The organism is Rhizobium sp. Leaf321 (assembly GCF_001423215.1).
Taxonomy (GTDB): Bacteria; Pseudomonadota; Alphaproteobacteria; order Rhizobiales; family Rhizobiaceae; genus Neorhizobium; species Neorhizobium soli.
Map to the genome: position 1 here is coordinate 340,554 of NZ_LMOF01000007.1, position 15,852 is coordinate 356,405.

Here is a 15,852-nt window from a genome sequence, read left to right on the forward strand (position 1 = left end):
ATGTTCCTCGATGTTGGACTTCAGCCGGCCAGCGAAACGACGGCATTGACCGCAGCGGCTACCAGCACCGTGTTGAAAAAGAAAGACACGACCGAGTGGAGGAGATTGATCCTGCGCATGTCGGTCGCCGTGATCGCGACATCGGACGTCTGGGCGGTCATGCCGATGATATAGCCGAAATAGAGAAACTCCCAGCCGCCCGGGCGATCGGTTCCCGGAAAGTCGAGACCGCCAACCGGGCCCTCGACCTTGTCGTCGCCGGGGCGCCAGTAGAGGTGGGCGTAGTGTAGGGCAAACATCATGTGCAGCGAAAACCAGCCGAGAATGACGGCGGCGAAGCCGACCATCACATCCAACGCACCTGACGTCTGCTTGTCATTCATCGCTTCAAACAGCGTCACCAACGAAATCGCCGCCGCAGCAAGCGTGACGGCCAAGATAAGCGGTGCCGGTTCATCGGTGTTCTGGCCGCTTTTCTCGAAGCGGTCGGCGTCCAGATGCGGGATTCGGAATGCCATCAATCCAAGATAGACGACGAAAAAGACGATCGCCGTCAGCGCTGCGGCAAGCTCCGGCAGCTGCCAGATCAGCACAGGCAACGCGACGACTGCGACGATCGCCGATGCGAAAAAGGGCCCATGCCGGCGGCGGCGCCAGTGCCACAGCGATGCCTTGCCCTGTTGTGTCGACATCCGCCCTCCCGTACCGCCTTGATAGCGCGGTCTAGCCGTTTGATTTGGCGCGCCGGCAGAGCCTGTCCAGCGTCTCCAGGAATTTGGATCGGTCGCGTGGCGAGAAGTCTGCGTTATAGCCCTTGCTTTCGCCCGTCTCGCGCAGATGCTGGCCAAGATCGCGCATGGCGCTCGCCATGCCGATATTGGTCTCGTCGAACACGCGCCCGGTCGGTCCCGTGACAAAGGCACCGGCGGCCACACAACGCACGGCAAGCGGCACGTCGGCCGTAATGACGATGTCGGCAGGGCCGGCGCGCTCGGCAATCCAGTCGTCGGCGGCGTCGAAACCGGCCGAGACGATGACGTTCTTCACCATCGGATCGCGGGACGGACGCAAGCCGGAATTGGCAACAAACGTCACCTCAAACGCGTGACGCTCAGCGACTTTAAGGATTTCCGCCTTCACGGGGCAGGCATCAGCATCGACATAGATCAAGGCTTTGCCCTCAGCATGTCCACATGCGGAATACCGTCCTCTAGATACTCCTCTGATATCGGCGAGAAGCCGAACGAGGCATAGAATTTCTGAAGATGCGCCTGCGCGGAAATCTCGATCGTTTCTCCGGGATAGGCCTGTTCGCAGACGGTGATCGCTTCGCGCATCAGCGCTTCGCCGAGCCGCTTGCCCCGATGATCCGGCGAGACGGCAACACGCCCGATACGCGGATTGTCTGAGGGCTCTGGCCGCCAGATGCGGGCGCAGGCGAGCAGATCGCTGCCATCGAGAAGACGCAGATGCAGACAGGCCGCATCGTTGCCGTCGAGTTCCGGATAGGGGCAGGTCTGCTCGACGACGAACACGTCCACGCGCATTTTCATCATGGCATAAAGGTCGAGTGCGGAGAACTCTTCGAGCCTCCGCACATCGGTCGTATAGGACGGCAGACTGGTCAATAGACCACCACGCCACGGATGCTTTCGCCCGAATGCATCAGCTCGAAACCCTTGTTGATGTCTTCGAGCGGCATTGTGTGGGTGATCATCGGATCGATCTGGATCTTGCCTTCCATATACCAGTCGACGATCTTCGGCACGTCTGTGCGTCCTCGGGCGCCGCCGAAGGCCGTGCCCATCCAGTTGCGGCCGGTGACCAGCTGGAACGGACGGGTCGAGATCTCCTGACCGGCGCCGGCAACGCCGATGATGACCGACTTGCCCCAGCCGCGATGCGACGATTCGAGCGCCTGGCGCATGACCTTGGTATTGCCGGTGCAATCGAACGTGTAGTCGGCGCCGCCGATCAGGTCGCCGTTGCGCTTGGTCATGTTGACGAGATAGGGCACGATGTCTTCGCCGACCTCTTTCGGGTTGACGAAATGTGTCATGCCGAACTTCTCGCCCCATTCCTTGCGGTCGGGATTGATGTCGACGCCGATGATCATGTCGGCACCGGCAAGCCTCAGGCCCTGAAGGACGTTAAGGCCGATGCCGCCTAGACCGAAGACGATCGCGGTCGAACCGATTTCAACCTTGGCCGTATTGATGACGGCGCCGATGCCCGTCGTGACGCCGCAGCCGATGTAGCAGATCTTGTCGAACGGCGCGTCGGGATTGACCTTGGCGACGGCAATCTCGGGCAGAACAGTGAAGTTCGAGAATGTCGAACAACCCATATAGTGGTGGATCTTGTCCTTGCCGATCGAAAACCGGCTGGTGCCGTCAGGCATTACGCCCTGGCCCTGCGTGGTGCGGATCGAGGTGCAAAGGTTCGTCTTGCGCGACGTGCAGGAATAGCACTCGCGGCATTCCGGCGTGTAGAGCGGAATGACGTGGTCGCCCTTCTTGACCGAGGTGACACCCGGTCCGACATCAACGACGATGCCGGCGCCCTCATGGCCGAGAATGGCAGGGAAGAGGCCTTCCGGATCGGCGCCCGACAGGGTGAAATCGTCGGTGTGGCAGATGCCGGTCGCCTTGATCTCGATCAGCACTTCGCCGGCGCGAGGGCCTTCCAGCTGTACGGTCATCACTTCGAGCGGTTTGCCAGCCTGAACGGCTACGGCGGCGCGGACATCCATGGTGTCACTCCATTCTATCTATAAGATTCTGCCGGGACTTTTGCACGGCAAGTGGTTCGGGCTCAAGCCGGAAGACGGTATGAATAGTCGCAATCGGGTGATCGGTCAGGGCTCGATGATCGGCGCCTGCGGAGATGCGCTGCGCGGCACCAGGCCTGTCAGCCGCACATCATCGACGACTTCGACCATCATCTTGAAGGGTTTGAAGCCGGAGCGCTGGTAAAATGGCAGAGCGTGAGACGAATCAAGGTGGCAGGTGTGAACCCACAAGCGCGAGATCGGGCGCGACCACGCCTTTTCGATAGCAGCATTCATCAGGAACCGGCCGGCCCCCTTGCCGATCGTACCGGCGGCAAGACCGAAATAGCCGATCTCACATTCGCCTTCCTTGCGAAAATCGAGTTCCAGAAGCCCAACCGCGCGATCGCCATCCATCAGGGCATGAACTTCGATCAGTGGGTCTTGAAGGATAGCGGAAAGCTCGCTGTCATCCATGATGAGGCGCGAGGTCCACATCCAGTGTTCGCCGACTGATCTGTAGAGCGCGCGATAATCCGCGATCGACGGCGACGGCCAGTGTTCGACGGTGAGCGATCCTGCAGGAGGATTGGAACCGGGTTCCGGTCGTTCCTGCATCTCCAGACAGGTCACCACGGTGGCGATCATTCCCGGCGGAACATTGGAATATCCGCTGAGAAGCATGGGATTGTCAGGGGACATCGGGTCTTGGCTCATGAGGTCTTTTCACGATGTTTGATGGTTGTTGTCAACGAAGGTCACGCAGGCACGAGCTGTTTCGACTGGGCGTGTTCGCGCCAGATGATGAACAGGCCCGAGGCCACGATGATGAGGATGCCGAACCATTTCGATACCGTCGGAAAGTCACCGAACAGCGCATAGCCAAGCACGGTCGCCGAGATGATCTCGAAATACTGGAAGGGCGCGAGCAGCGACAGGGGTGCCATCCTGAACGCCTTGACCACGAGCAGATGCATGTATCCCGAGATCGAACCCAGTACGACCAGCAGCAGCAACCCGAGCGCGGAGGCGGGCAGGGACGGCTCGAAGTCCGCCACGCCGAAACTGCTTCCAGCAGTCATCGCGAGGCCCATGAAGACGGTGCCGCCGAGGCCGGCAATGGTTTGCATCACCAGCGGCGAATCACTCTCACCGATGGCGCGGTTGAGAAACAGATAGAGCGTGAAGAGAAAGGCGCAGGCGACCGGCAGAAGCGCCGTCCAGCCGAATATCGAATAGCTCGGCTGGATCACGATCATCGCACCGCCGAATCCGACGACGATAGCAAGCCAGCGCCGCCAGCCGACCCTTTCTCCAAGAAAGATGGCAGACATCATCGTCAGCATGAACGGTTCGACGAAGTAGATCGCGAACACGTCGGCAAGCGGCATATATTTGACGGCGGCAAAAAACATCAGGCTTGCCGAAGCATGCAACGTGCCGCGCAACAGGTTCATCCACGGGCGATTCGCATGGATGAGCGACCGGGCGGAAAGCAGTGCCAGCGGCAGCAGGCTCAGGAACTGAAACAGGAACCGATAGAAGGTGACCTGTCCGGGCGACATGTGCTCGAAATTCGCCATGTATTTGGCGATGGCATCCATGACCGGCAGAATGGCCATGCACGAGGCCATGATCGCCATGCCCTTGAGCGGGTTTTCGGAAGTCTTTGGGGGCATTGGCCTGCGCTTTCAATTGAACCTGAGTTCAAACACAGGCTGACCTTGTCGGCAAGCCGCAGGTGCGGGCACATCAGCAACGCTTGGCGCTGCAAGCACCGGAAAGCATATCCGATGCTCAGATACAGAGGTCGCGGTATGTTAGGCCGCGAGTTCCGTGGTCTCACCGTGTTCGATCAGAAGGCGCGGGGAGGTCATGTCGCCGGTCTCTTCGTCCACCATTACCGAATAGGCAGCGACTCCGATGACGCGCACCGACATGGCCGTCGCGATCTTCTCGGCGGAGGCCGCGTTCGAGGCTTGGCGCATTTCACCGGGGACGACGTGGCCGCGGTTCTTCTTGAATTGGAGAACGATGAATTTTTCTGCGGTTGCCATGTTACGCTCCTGTGTTGTTCTGTTTATGTTCCAGAAGCAGCAAGAAGTCAATTCGTTTGTGAAGATGTGAATTGGGTGACATGACGAGGCTTGAAACGTCGCTTGACGCCAGAAACGAAAAAACCCGGCCGGAGCCGGGTTCTTTTGGTGCGGTCGAGAAGACTCGAACTTCCACGGGTTGCCCCACAGCGACCTCAACGCTGCGCGTCTACCAATTCCGCCACGACCGCATCCGTGGTAGAGCCGAATTGCTCCGGCGAGCGAGCATGTAGCAAAAGGATTTGGGGTGCACAAGTGCGTCGTGACAGATTTTTGAAGGATTTAAACGGGTTGGGGATAACCTTATATAAAGTCCCGGAAAACAAGGCTCTTGCCGCCCTTGTTCGCTTTTGACAGAAGACTGGCCATGCTGACACGCACCGATCTCAATCTCTCCATGCTGCCGCAATCCGACTGTCCGCCCGTAAGGTGGCGGGTTTCGGACGAACTCGTGCCTTACGAAGTGGCAATCGCCACGATGGAGGCGGAGGTTGCAGCCATTGCCGATGGTCGCGCCGACGAGCTCGTATGGCTGCTGGAGCATCCGCCGCTCTATACTGCAGGAACCAGCGCACAGACCGCCGATCTCATCGAGCCGGATCGGTTTCCCGTATTTGCGACGGGTCGCGGCGGAGAATACACCTATCATGGCCCGGGCCAGCGCGTAGCCTACGTCATGCTGGACCTGAAGCGCCGGCGTCAGGACGTTCGGGCCTATGTGGCGGGCCTCGAGGAGCTGGTCATCCAGACGCTCGACATGATGAACGTTCGCGGCGAGCGGCGCGAGGATCGTGTTGGCGTATGGGTAAAGCGGCCGGACAAGCCCGCCATGCTCGATGGGTCGGTCACCGAGGACAAAATCGCCGCACTGGGTATCCGCCTGCGCCGCTGGGTGAGCTTTCATGGTCTTTCGCTCAACGTCGAGCCCGACCTGTCGCATTTCTCCGGCATCGTGCCCTGCGGGATTACAGGATATGGCGTCACCAGCCTGGTCGATCTCGGCCTGCCGGTCATGATGACGGATGTCGATATCCGGCTTCGTGAGGCTTTCGAGCAGATCTTCGGCCCGACAGTGAACGAACGAGAACAGGTCACCTCACGGTGACCTGTGCAATCGTCTGATGGTTAGAAGCGACGGTCATAACGACCGGCGTGCAGGTCTCAGTCCTCGTCGGGCATACGCCCATCGACGCCGCCAGCGCGCAGGTTGTTGACGACGGATTTCACGCCGGCAATGCTCTTTACCTTGGCAGCGATGATGCGCACGGCGGCTGCCTCGTCGACCAGACCTTCGAGCGTGACCTCTCCGTCATCGACATGCACGTCGATGGCATCCATCATGGCGATATCGAGCGATTCGATCGCGTCCGTGATGCGCTCCTCAAGATCGTCTGATTCTTCGACCCCGATCGTTGCGGGCGTATCGCTGTCGACAAGCCGTTCCTGCTGCCCGTCGGCCTCGATGCCTTCGACCTGGTAGCCTTCGTTACGATCGCTTTCGAAGTTCGCAGCAGGCTCGCCATAGGCGGCGTTGCCGACCGGACGCGCACCGGCACCGGCTGCATCGTCATAAGGCCAGCCTTCGTCGATGTTGCGGTCGTCGTAATCGCGGAAATCTTCTTCGCGGGAAATATCGTCGGGCTTGCGGGTGGCGGGCATTGTGGTTCCTTCCGTAAGGTTCGTCAGTCGGTAGAGGGTTGCCTCGATAACCGTCAGGAACAGCCTTGGTTCCTCTACCGACCTTTTTCCCACTTGCGGACCAACCGGTCGCGTTTCAACCTCGATAGACGCTTCAGCCAGAAGACGCCGTCCAGCTGGTCGATCTCATGTTGCATGCAGACGGAGTAGAAGCCCGTGGCGTCCTCTTCTGCGTGCGTCCCGTCCAGGCGCTGATAGCGGAACCGGATCGTGGCGGGACGCTCGACCTCTTCGGTCGCACCTGGCATGGATACGCTTCCCTCGGTGTAGCGCATGGGCTGTTCACCGAACGAAAGGATTACCGGGTTGGCATAAAAGCGCGGACCGTCTTTCGCCGACAGTTCGAGCACGACAAGCCGGATGTGAACCCCGACATGCGCGGCGGTGATTCCGACGCCCGGTGCAGCCCGCATGGTGGCGAGCAGATCCTGCGCGAACGTCTCGAGTGCTGCGTCGAACACGGTAATCGGCTGACACGGCTTTGACAGGCCGGGATCCGGATATCGCAATATCGTCAGGGGTGCCATTCGTTATCCTTCCTCGTCTCTCAAGCGTTCCCATTGGCATGGCGAGAACCGTTTCGCCACAGATGTTTGACCATTGCGCACTGGACCATCCCGACCATTTGCTCTAGCTGGAATGAAGCGGCAAACGCGTTCGATCTAAGACGGTTATCTGGTTGTTGAAAATCAGTTTCTGCCGTTATCTTCAACCTGCGAGATGCGGATAGCGAGGGCGGCAATGAGCGATATCGGCGAAGAGACCCGCGGTCGCAGCAAGGCCAACGATCCGGCTCACGACATCTATACCGAAGAGGGCGCGGTTCGCCCCGATTTCCTCGCCCGTGTCGGGGCGGCGGTCGCCGATCGCGATGTTCTCTATCTCCGCCAGTACGTGGCGCGCCTGCACGAATCCGAACTTGGCGACCTTCTCGAATCGATTCTTCCGGATCAGCGCCACGCGATGGTGCGGCTGCTCGGCACCGACTTCGACCTGACGGCCCTGACGGAGGTGGACGAGGCGATCCGTATGGAGATCGTCGAGCAGATGTCGAACGCGCAGATCGCTGCGGGCATCGGCGGTCTCGATTCGGACGACGCGGTCTACATTCTCGAAGATCTGGACAAAGACGATCGCGAGGAGATTCTCGCGCAGCTTCCATTCACTGAGCGGGTTCGCCTCAGACGCGCGCTCGACTATCCGGAAAGCTCGGCCGGTCGCCGCATGCAGACGGAGTTCGTGGCTGTGCCGCCGTTCTGGACGGTGGGGCAGACGATTGACTACATGCGCGAGGACGAAGGCCTGCCGGAGAGCTTTACGCAGATCTTCGTCATCGACCCGACCTTCAAGCTGCTCGGCGTCATCTATCTCGACCGCATCCTGCGCACCAACAGGCAGGTGAAGATCGAGACGATCATGCGGGAGACGAACTATCCGATCCCCGCCGACATGGACCAGGAAGAGGCAGCACAGCTCTTCGAGCAATACGACCTTCTCTCGGCCGCCGTCGTCGATGAAAACGGCAGGCTGGTCGGCGTCCTGACGATCGACGACATCGTCGACGTGATGCAGGAAGAGGCCGAAGAAGACATCATGCGCCTCGGCGGCGTCGGCGATGAAGAACTGTCCGACACCGTGGTCGATATCTCGCGGTCTCGCGTGCCGTGGCTGCTCGTCAACCTCTTGACCGCATTTGTAGCGGCCTCCGTGATCTCGCTGTTCGAAGCCACGATCGAAGAAGTGGTCGCGCTGGCGATCCTGATGCCGATCGTCGCCGGCATGGGCGGCAATGCGGGGTCGCAGACGATGACGGTCACGGTGCGCGCCATCGCGACCCGCGATCTCGATATCCACAATGCCTGGCGCGTCGCGCGGCGTGAAATCTGCGTCGGCCTGATCAATGGGTGTCTGATCGGCACACTCGTCGGGCTGGTGGCGGGCTTCTGGTTTCAGGATCCGAACATCGGCGGACTAATTGCGACGGCGATGCTCATCAACATGGTCGCGGCCGCCAGCGCCGGTCTGATGGTGCCGATTCTCCTCAACCGGGCAGGGGCGGATCCCGCCGTTTCCTCCGCGGTATTTGTGACTGCGATCACCGACACGACCGGGTTCTTCTCTTTTCTGGGCCTCGCCACTTGGTGGTTTGCGATCGGGTAACGAAAGCAGCAAACATCCGAAAAATTGACTGTTACGTAAAAGTCAATTATTTGAGGCAGAAATGTCAGGATGTGGCCGTGAACAAATATTACAGCATCACCGAGTTGACCCGCGAGTTCGGCGTTTCCACGCGCACCTTGCGCTTCTATGAAGATGAGGGCCTGATCCATCCGGAGCGCCGCGGACGTACGCGTCTTTTCAGGGCTGCAGACCGCCGTCTGATCATGGAAATTCTCCGTGGACGTCGCATCGGCTTTTCCATCGCGGAGATCCGCGAGATCGTCCAGATCTACAAGGAGCCTCCAGGCGAAATGGGCCAGCTCAAGCTTCTGATGAAGAAGGTCGACGAGAAGCGCGATGACCTGCGCCAGAAGCGCAAGGACATCGAGGAAACGCTGCTCGAACTCGACAATGTCGAGGAGGCCTGCCTGACCCGTCTCGCCGAAATCGGCGTCGGCACCTGAACTCTCAGGGAGGCGGCGAAGCGATGGCGCATTCCTGTGCGATCATCTGGATACGGTCGTCTTGTGGTGTGATCACGCCTGACTGCATGGGCGTCATGAGGTTCTGGGCAATCAGCCGATCGGCCGTGCAGGTGCAGAACGCGCGGCAGATGTTGGCGTCGGCACTCTCTACGCAGCCCCTCTCGCAGCTCAAGATGTAACCTTTGCGGACATCCGGCGGCGGAGCGGGGTGGACCAGCGAGAAGAGATAGACGAGAGCGATCAGGATCGGCTGATGCACGAGATAGATCAGCAGGCTGTGCTGACCGGCCTTTGAGAGTAGGTTCTGTCTTGTCTGGACCTTCGCAATGCGCGGCAGCACGTTTCGTGTCATCAGGAACTTGGTTGCGGCGACGCCTGCAAGAAGAGCGGCAACCCAGGGAAACAACGGCACGTAATCGTTCGAACGGGGCGGAGCCTCGGCGAAGCCCATCCAGGCGAGCCAGCGCGTGTCGAACAGAGCCGAATCGAGAGTTCCCGGCATAGCGACGTAATCGACCAGCATCAGAACCGCGATCATCGCGGCGACCGCAGCCGTGAGCGCCGGAGGAAGCCGCAGGAACGCCAGGCCGATAAGGCTCGACAAGGCGATGTTATGCAGAATGCCGAAATAGATCCATTCGCCCGGGAAGGCGACGAATGTCGCGACGCTGATGGCAAGGGCTGCACCGGCAACGATGCCGAGCCGTTTCGCAAAGGACTGCCAGCGGATCTGCGGCGTATGTGCAAGGACCAGACTGACGCCGGCGAGAAAGAGAAACGAACTGGCGATGAGTCGCGCATAGATCTTGAAGAAACCCTGCGTCGCTGTCCCCGGATCGAGATAGCCGAAGAATTCGAGATCCCAGGTGAAATGATAGGTCGCCATGGCGATCAGTGCCACGCCGCGCAGCGTATCGATCAAGACAATGCGCGGCACGCGGGAGGCATTGGGTTGGCTCTCTGATGATGTCACGTTCGCATGTCCCGCTCTTGTTTGTCTTTGGTGTCGCTCACCGGGTCCATCAGCGCGAGACGGGCGTCGGAGAAATACTGGCGGCGTGTCAGAACGAAGACCACGATCGCGGTCATCGCCATGAACATGTAGGGCCCGGCGAACCAGCCCAGGTAGCCGATGGAAAGAAACAGCGCCCGAAGGCCGGCATTGAAGTGGCCGGCGGCGATCGTGTTCATCTGGATGACTTGGTCTGCGGCGATCTCAGCTTTGGCACGATCAGCATTCGTGTCGTGCATCATCGGCAAGGCGCCGAACAGGATGGTGCAGTAGTTGAACAGACGGTAGGCCCAGCCGAATTTGAAGAAGGAATAGCCGAACAGCACCGTCAGACCGGCAACCTTGAGCTCGAACGCGGTGCGCCCGCCGTAATAGACGAAGGGCAGGTTGCTGAACACGTCCTCCACCTTGTCGGTCGAGCCAAGCAGCGCAAAGCAGCCACCAATCGCGAAGATCGAGGTCGAGGCGAAAAAGGCCGTCCCGTTCTGCAGGCCGGCCAGGATTTGCGTGTCGATCATCTTGAGATCGCGCCGAAGAGAGTTGTAGATCCAGTTCCGACGCCGCTCCGCCATGGCCCGGTTAAGGCTCAAGCGGGGGAAAAAGCGACTGCCAGACCCCGCTGTGAGCCAGGAATAAAGGGCCCAGAGGGCGAGAAACAGTGCCAGCGCGATATAGTCCGCAGTCGTCATGGGTCTCGCCACAAATCGTGTATGCCTCGTTTCGTCTTGCTTTGTTTCGGCTGTCCGGGCAAGAGGCGTGTGCCTGGTATAGGATTTTGCAACACCTATCTGTGGAGCGTGTCGCTCGTGTCCAAGCGGATGTCGGGTGATCGCCTGAGCCGAACTCAGGTTTGGCGTAGCCTCTGCCCAAACGAACGGTCCCGTGAACAATCATGTTTCTTTCAGTTTTCGACGTTTTCAAAATCGGTATCGGTCCTTCCAGCTCGCACACGATGGGGCCGATGTCGGCAGCCAATCGTTTTCTGGAGCTCCTCCTTTCCAATGACTGGCCACGCCCGACGGGTGCTGCCGTCGCGGCGCTGAAGGTCAGCCTCCACGGCTCGCTTGCCTTTACCGGCATTGGGCACGGAACGGGCAGGGCAGTTATCCTCGGTCTTGTCGGCGAAGAGCCGCACAGCGTGGATCCCGATCGGATGGACGCGATCATTGCAGACGTCGAACGCACCGGTCGCGTCACCCCGCCGGGCCACCCCAGCTACGAGTTCAGGCCGGCAACGGACCTGATCTTCGACAAGAAGCAGCCGCTGCCCGGCCATGCCAACGGCATGAGCTTTTCGGCGCTGGATCGGGACGGACGGCTGCTCGTGAAGCGAATCTATTATTCGATCGGCGGCGGGTTTGTCGTGACCGACACCGAACTGGAGGCAATGCGGGCGTCCAAGAAGACGGCAAGCGATGCGCTCGTGCCCTATCCATTCTCGTCCGCCAAACAGATGCTCGAAATGTCGCATGGTTCTGGCCTGACAATTGCCCAGATGAAACGCGCCAACGAGCTGACCAAGATGACCGAGGTCGAACTCGACGAAGGCGTCGACCGGATCTGGGACGCGATGAGGAATTGCATCGATCGCGGTCTGAAGGTCGACGGCATCATGCCGGGTGGCCTCAAGGTGAAGCGCCGTGCGCGGGCGATCCACGACCGCCTGAACGAGGAATGGCGCAGCAATCGGCTCAACCCGCTTCTCGCCAATGACTGGCTGTCTGTTTACGCGATGGCGGTCAACGAAGAGAATGCCGGTGGCGGCCGTGTCGTGACGGCGCCGACCAACGGTGCTGCCGGGGTCATCCCGGCCACGGTTCGCTACTACCTGCATTTCCACGACGACGCGACGCAGGAAGACATCCGTACCTTTCTTCTGACCGCGGCAGCGATCGGCGGCATCATCAAACACAATGCCTCGATTTCCGGTGCCGAAGTCGGTTGCCAGGGTGAAGTCGGGTCGGCTGCGGCCATGGCCGCTGCGGGTCTCGCCGCCGTTATGGGCGGTTCGCCGGAGCAGATCGAAAATGCTGCGGAGATCGCGCTCGAGCATCACCTCGGCATGACCTGCGATCCCATTGCAGGCCTCGTCCAGGTGCCGTGTATCGAGCGCAATGCGCTTGGCGCCGTAAAGGCCGTGACGGCGGCATCTCTGGCGCTGAAGGGTGACGGAAGCCATTTCGTGCCGCTCGACGCCTGTATCGAAACCATGCGCCAGACTGGCATGGACATGAGCGAGAAGTACAAGGAGACCTCGACCGGCGGGCTTGCCGTGAACGTGGTCGAGTGCTGAGAGCTTCCTGTGGGGCGTTGTCCGTTTTGAAAGATCCGACTTGACCCGGCGCAGTCCTTGCGGCTTTGAACGGACATGGCTCTACATCTGATCAAGCTCTGCGTCGGCGCCGACTCCATCCAGGACCTGAGGGACTGGGTGGCCGAGCGGTCTCTGACCGCCATGTCCGCCGGCCTTGAACCCCACAGCATCCACACGACGCGAATGATGCCGAAGCGCGTGGAAGAGCTCGTCGATGGCGGGTCGCTCTACTGGGTGATCAAGGGGCAGGTCTCTGCGCGCCAGAAGCTTCTGGAGGTTCGCACAGTTAAGGGCGAGGATGGTATCGGCCGTTGCCAGCTGGTGCTCGGTCCCGAAGTCATCGAAACCGCGCCGATGCCGAAGCGGCCATTTCAGGGCTGGCGTTATCTCCTCGATAACGAGATCCCGAAGGACCTCGGCGGACTGGGAGATGATGTCACCCAGCTGCCGGAAGAGTTGCGGCGACACCTCGCCGAACTCGGTCTTCTCTAGCTATTCAGCCCAGTCTCAGTCAGCGAAGTCTCAAACGGACCGACGCGCGTCCGGCACGCAGCCCGACATGCAGATGGATCTGAGCCGGTGGCTGCGACTGGCGCCACGCACGGGCTCCATGGCTGAGCAGCAGGGTGACGAGATCCTTGGTCTTTTCCCGGGAACGCGAAGAGAGGTTCATTCCCGCCATTCCCATTCCCGCAAGCCGCATGGCCGCTTCGTGGAGCGGATTGAGCGCAATGCCGCGGGCCTTGGACTTCGTCGCGTTGGCGACGAAGCCGATACTGTTTTCATTCATTCCCATAGGAAACCCCGTTTACGCATTACTATCGAGATTTCACTGCGCCGGCGGATACAAAACACGGTGGCTGGCGCAGCTTTTTTCAGTGGTCGTCTGATGGGCCGATTACTGTATCGACGCCCAGCAGTTCACGCCTTTCTTCTTCAGGATATTGCAGGCATCGATCGCGGACTTCTGGTCGCCGAAGCCCCCAAAACGAGCGCGATAGACCTGGCCGCCATTGGTGCTGAAGGCGACTGTGAAGGGTTTGGCGGAACGCAATACCTTGCCGCCTTTATCCTGCGCATCCTGCAGGAGTTCGTTTGCCATCGAAGGATTGGGCGAGACGCCAATCTGGATGACCCAACCGGACACATCACCCTTGAGAGACACTTTAGGCGTATCGCGGGTGGATGCCGTGGTGACGGAATCGATTGCCGCCATTTCGGTCCGCTCGCCGGCGCCACTGCGCTTCGGAACATATTCCGGGGCAGGGGTCGGGACAGCGCCAGAACCGAGCATTGCGGAGTTCATCGCTGCCGAAGCCGTCCGCTTCTGCGAAGGTTCGCCGAGATAGGCAGTCGCAGCAGGTGCTGCCGTCTCGTCATAGCGAGCGCCGGGCATGGGGCCACTGTTAGGAAGGTCGAGAGCCGAAACCTGACGGGCATCGGATACTGCAGCAGCGACACGCGGCTGGCTTGCGACGGGAAGCGATGGTGTCGGAACCGGAGCGGACGGAGCCTGCGAGATCAGGTTGCTCTGACCGCCGCGGGAGGCTTTCGGTAGATATTCCGCAACGAGCTTGCGCATCGTCGCATCACGAGCGGCGCTGGAGCGGCCACCGAGCACGACTGCAACGATCGAGCGACCGTCGAGCTGTGCCGACGTTGCCAGATTGCTGCCGGCTGCGCGGGTATAACCGGTCTTGATACCGTCGACGCCGCGGACAGTCCCGACCAGGCGATTGTGGTTGCCGATCGTCTGCTTGCCGAAATTGAAAGTGCGGATGGAGAAGTAACCGTAATACTGCGGAAAATGCTGGCGAAGAGCGATGCCGAGGCGAGCCTGATCACGTGCCGTCGTCATCTGCGCCGTGTTGGGCAGGCCGTGTGCGTTCCGATACGTCGTACGCGTCATGCCGAGGGCACGTGCCTTGTTCGTCATCATCTGCGCAAAGCGGTCTTCGGATCCACCGACGAACTCGCCGAGAGCTGTCGCCATATCATTGGCCGACCGCGTAACGAGTGCACGGATCGCCTGATCGACATTGATGGCGCCGCCGGGGCGCACACCCAGTTTCGAAGGCGGCTCGGACGCAGCATGCGCAGAAACCGGAACCCTGGTGTCAAGCGTGATACGACCAGCCTCGAGCGCTTCGAAGGTCAGGTAAAGGGTCATCATCTTCGTGAGCGAAGCTGGATAGCGAAGACCATCTGGATCCTCGCCGTAAAGAACCTTTCCAGACTTGGCGTCGACGACGATCCCTGCATATTTCGGATCGGCATGCGCCGGACTGGCGAGGCTCGAAAAGACCAAGATCACCGTAAAAAGACAACCGAGAAATTTTCCCGGCACTGCCACGCGTCCCTTGGGGAGGATTGTGGAAAACATGCTCTTCGACACTGCCGCACTCATCGCTTGCATGGTGGTTGTATTACGTCCGGGCTCAGCGCCCCCGATGGGCCCGTTGTCAGGCAATCTAGGGGAACAGCGTTACCAAGAGGTTTATGATGAACGTTTGGTTGCTTCGCAGAGGACCATTTTACCGATTGACCTGCGTTACCGGGTGCCCGGTCACGAGGCGGGTTTGGACAAATGTCCGAACTCCGGCGTCAATCTTCTGCCAGTCGCGCAAAAGCGCGCTAGAGAATCGATAAAGCACGGTCAGATCCTGCCCGACTCGGATATCGCGCTGGCAGTCGCCGCTGGTAGGGCGCTCTCCCGCTGATGGAAATAGGCAACGCACGGCGTAGGGGGAGGCGGCACCGGGCTGTGCGCCCGTCAGAATCACTTCGTTCCCGTAACCGCTGTCCGCCCGGAGGCGATGCAGTGTCAGCCCATGCTCAGCCGGTTCTGCCGGGCCTTCGAAAAGTCCCTCGTAGATCGGCTGAAGCCGCCCCGACATGTCGCGCGACATGGTGCTCTGCGACATTTGTACGAAGATCAGAGATGCCGGCTGGGAGACGGTGTCGAATCGCGCCCGATTGGTGGCGCTGTAGCCCGTCATTTCCGGCCAGGTCAGATAAAGATCCGCCCGTTCAGTTGCACCGCTCCGTCTTTGCTCTTTGAAACGGAGCGTGTTGGCGGAAAGCTGGATCGTATCCTGACCGATCACCAAGTCGAATGTCTCTGTGCTCTCGGAATGGCCACCCAGCATCATCCGCTCGCCGAGCCATCGGCCGCCAACGCTGATGGCGCTGGTCACCATGCCAAGCGCAACCACGATGCCGGTGATCTTGTACAGGGTTCGCCTGGATAGAAGCGGGCTGTCCGTTTCACTAAGGCTGTCGGGTTGCATGCGGCCGGGCTCTCGTCACTGGAGTGG

The 15,852-nt window shown here is 60.2% G+C and carries 19 protein-coding genes and 1 tRNA gene; 5 read left to right on the forward strand and 15 right to left on the reverse strand.

The window, feature by feature from the left end:
• Positions 1 to 20: 20 nt before the first annotated feature.
• From ASF70_RS14605 to ASF70_RS14640, 8 genes are all read right to left on the reverse strand, one after another.
• Positions 21 to 692 carry a DUF1345 domain-containing protein gene (locus ASF70_RS14605; protein WP_062580655.1) on the reverse strand — a complete coding sequence of 224 codons (672 nt, stop codon included), beginning with the start codon at positions 690 to 692 and terminating at the stop codon, positions 21 to 23.
• Positions 693 to 723: 31 nt separating this feature from the next.
• Complete coding sequence (locus tag ASF70_RS14610; protein WP_062580657.1) at positions 724 to 1,170, reverse strand: YaiI/YqxD family protein; 447 nt, start codon at positions 1,168 to 1,170, stop codon at positions 724 to 726.
• Entirely contained in the window at positions 1,167 to 1,628 is a 462-nt protein-coding gene (locus ASF70_RS14615) for a GNAT family N-acetyltransferase (protein ID WP_062580659.1), read from the reverse strand. The genes ASF70_RS14610 and ASF70_RS14615 overlap by 4 nt, the downstream gene beginning before the upstream one ends.
• Positions 1,625 to 2,752, reverse strand: a complete 1,128-nt coding sequence (locus ASF70_RS14620; protein ID WP_062580660.1) for an S-(hydroxymethyl)glutathione dehydrogenase/class III alcohol dehydrogenase — start codon at positions 2,750 to 2,752, stop codon at positions 1,625 to 1,627. The genes ASF70_RS14615 and ASF70_RS14620 overlap by 4 nt, the downstream gene beginning before the upstream one ends.
• A gap of 105 nt (positions 2,753 to 2,857) precedes the next feature.
• Positions 2,858 to 3,487, reverse strand: a complete 630-nt coding sequence (locus ASF70_RS14625; protein ID WP_244474042.1) for a GNAT family N-acetyltransferase — start codon at positions 3,485 to 3,487, stop codon at positions 2,858 to 2,860.
• A gap of 41 nt (positions 3,488 to 3,528) precedes the next feature.
• Positions 3,529 to 4,449 carry a DMT family transporter gene (locus ASF70_RS14630; protein WP_062580662.1) on the reverse strand — a complete coding sequence of 307 codons (921 nt, stop codon included), beginning with the start codon at positions 4,447 to 4,449 and terminating at the stop codon, positions 3,529 to 3,531.
• 141 nt (positions 4,450 to 4,590) lie between these two features.
• Positions 4,591 to 4,827 (reverse strand): hypothetical protein, encoded by a 237-nt coding sequence (locus ASF70_RS14635; RefSeq protein ID WP_062580664.1) that lies wholly within the window; start codon positions 4,825 to 4,827, stop codon positions 4,591 to 4,593.
• Between the two features lie 145 nt (positions 4,828 to 4,972).
• Positions 4,973 to 5,057, reverse strand: a tRNA-Leu gene (locus ASF70_RS14640).
• A 176-nt stretch (positions 5,058 to 5,233) separates the two neighbouring features.
• Here ASF70_RS14640 and lipB point away from each other — a divergent pair.
• Positions 5,234 to 5,971, forward strand: coding sequence for a lipoyl(octanoyl) transferase LipB (gene lipB / locus ASF70_RS14645; RefSeq protein ID WP_062581418.1), 738 nt, complete (start codon positions 5,234 to 5,236; stop codon positions 5,969 to 5,971).
• A gap of 56 nt (positions 5,972 to 6,027) precedes the next feature.
• Here lipB and ASF70_RS14650 read toward each other — a convergent pair whose 3' ends face one another.
• A complete protein-coding gene (locus ASF70_RS14650; protein ID WP_062580666.1) occupies positions 6,028 to 6,525 on the reverse strand; it encodes a BON domain-containing protein in 498 nt (165 codons plus the stop codon).
• A 74-nt stretch (positions 6,526 to 6,599) separates the two neighbouring features.
• Positions 6,600 to 7,091: a peptide deformylase gene (locus tag ASF70_RS14655; protein ID WP_062580667.1), complete on the reverse strand. Its 492-nt coding sequence runs from the start codon at positions 7,089 to 7,091 to the stop codon at positions 6,600 to 6,602.
• Between the two features lie 214 nt (positions 7,092 to 7,305).
• On the opposite strand from ASF70_RS14655, the gene mgtE reads away from it, so the two are divergent.
• Together mgtE and ASF70_RS14665 are read left to right on the forward strand one after the other, a co-directional pair.
• The gene (gene mgtE, locus ASF70_RS14660; protein ID WP_062580669.1) at positions 7,306 to 8,724 is read left to right on the forward strand and encodes a magnesium transporter; all 1,419 of its coding nucleotides are present in this window, start codon (positions 7,306 to 7,308) and stop codon (positions 8,722 to 8,724) included.
• A gap of 77 nt (positions 8,725 to 8,801) precedes the next feature.
• Complete coding sequence (locus ASF70_RS14665) at positions 8,802 to 9,188, forward strand: MerR family DNA-binding transcriptional regulator (protein ID WP_092662576.1); 387 nt, start codon at positions 8,802 to 8,804, stop codon at positions 9,186 to 9,188.
• Between the two features lie 4 nt (positions 9,189 to 9,192).
• Here the strand turns inward: ASF70_RS14665 and ASF70_RS14670 are convergent, their stop codons facing one another.
• Complete coding sequence (locus ASF70_RS14670; RefSeq protein ID WP_062580671.1) at positions 9,193 to 10,182, reverse strand: DUF1624 domain-containing protein; 990 nt, start codon at positions 10,180 to 10,182, stop codon at positions 9,193 to 9,195.
• Positions 10,179 to 10,910: a DUF599 family protein gene (locus ASF70_RS14675; protein WP_062457000.1), complete on the reverse strand. Its 732-nt coding sequence runs from the start codon at positions 10,908 to 10,910 to the stop codon at positions 10,179 to 10,181. Before ASF70_RS14675 ends, ASF70_RS14670 begins: the two co-directional genes overlap by 4 nt.
• Positions 10,911 to 11,113: 203 nt before the next feature.
• On the opposite strand from ASF70_RS14675, the gene ASF70_RS14680 reads away from it, so the two are divergent.
• Both ASF70_RS14680 and ASF70_RS14685 read left to right on the forward strand, forming a co-directional pair.
• Positions 11,114 to 12,514, forward strand: a complete 1,401-nt coding sequence (locus ASF70_RS14680; protein WP_062580673.1) for an L-serine ammonia-lyase — start codon at positions 11,114 to 11,116, stop codon at positions 12,512 to 12,514.
• A gap of 75 nt (positions 12,515 to 12,589) precedes the next feature.
• Positions 12,590 to 13,027 carry a DUF1489 family protein gene (locus tag ASF70_RS14685; protein ID WP_062456994.1) on the forward strand — a complete coding sequence of 146 codons (438 nt, stop codon included), beginning with the start codon at positions 12,590 to 12,592 and terminating at the stop codon, positions 13,025 to 13,027.
• A 19-nt stretch (positions 13,028 to 13,046) separates the two neighbouring features.
• Here the strand turns inward: ASF70_RS14685 and ASF70_RS14690 are convergent, their stop codons facing one another.
• The 3 genes from ASF70_RS14690 to ASF70_RS14700 form a co-directional block, all read right to left on the reverse strand.
• Positions 13,047 to 13,331 (reverse strand): hypothetical protein, encoded by a 285-nt coding sequence (locus ASF70_RS14690; protein ID WP_062456991.1) that lies wholly within the window; start codon positions 13,329 to 13,331, stop codon positions 13,047 to 13,049.
• A 102-nt stretch (positions 13,332 to 13,433) separates the two neighbouring features.
• Positions 13,434 to 14,951, reverse strand: coding sequence for a D-alanyl-D-alanine carboxypeptidase (locus tag ASF70_RS14695; RefSeq protein ID WP_082471921.1), 1,518 nt, complete (start codon positions 14,949 to 14,951; stop codon positions 13,434 to 13,436).
• A 118-nt stretch (positions 14,952 to 15,069) separates the two neighbouring features.
• Positions 15,070 to 15,735: a hypothetical protein gene (locus ASF70_RS14700; RefSeq protein WP_244474043.1), complete on the reverse strand. Its 666-nt coding sequence runs from the start codon at positions 15,733 to 15,735 to the stop codon at positions 15,070 to 15,072.
• Positions 15,736 to 15,852: the final 117 nt, after the last annotated feature.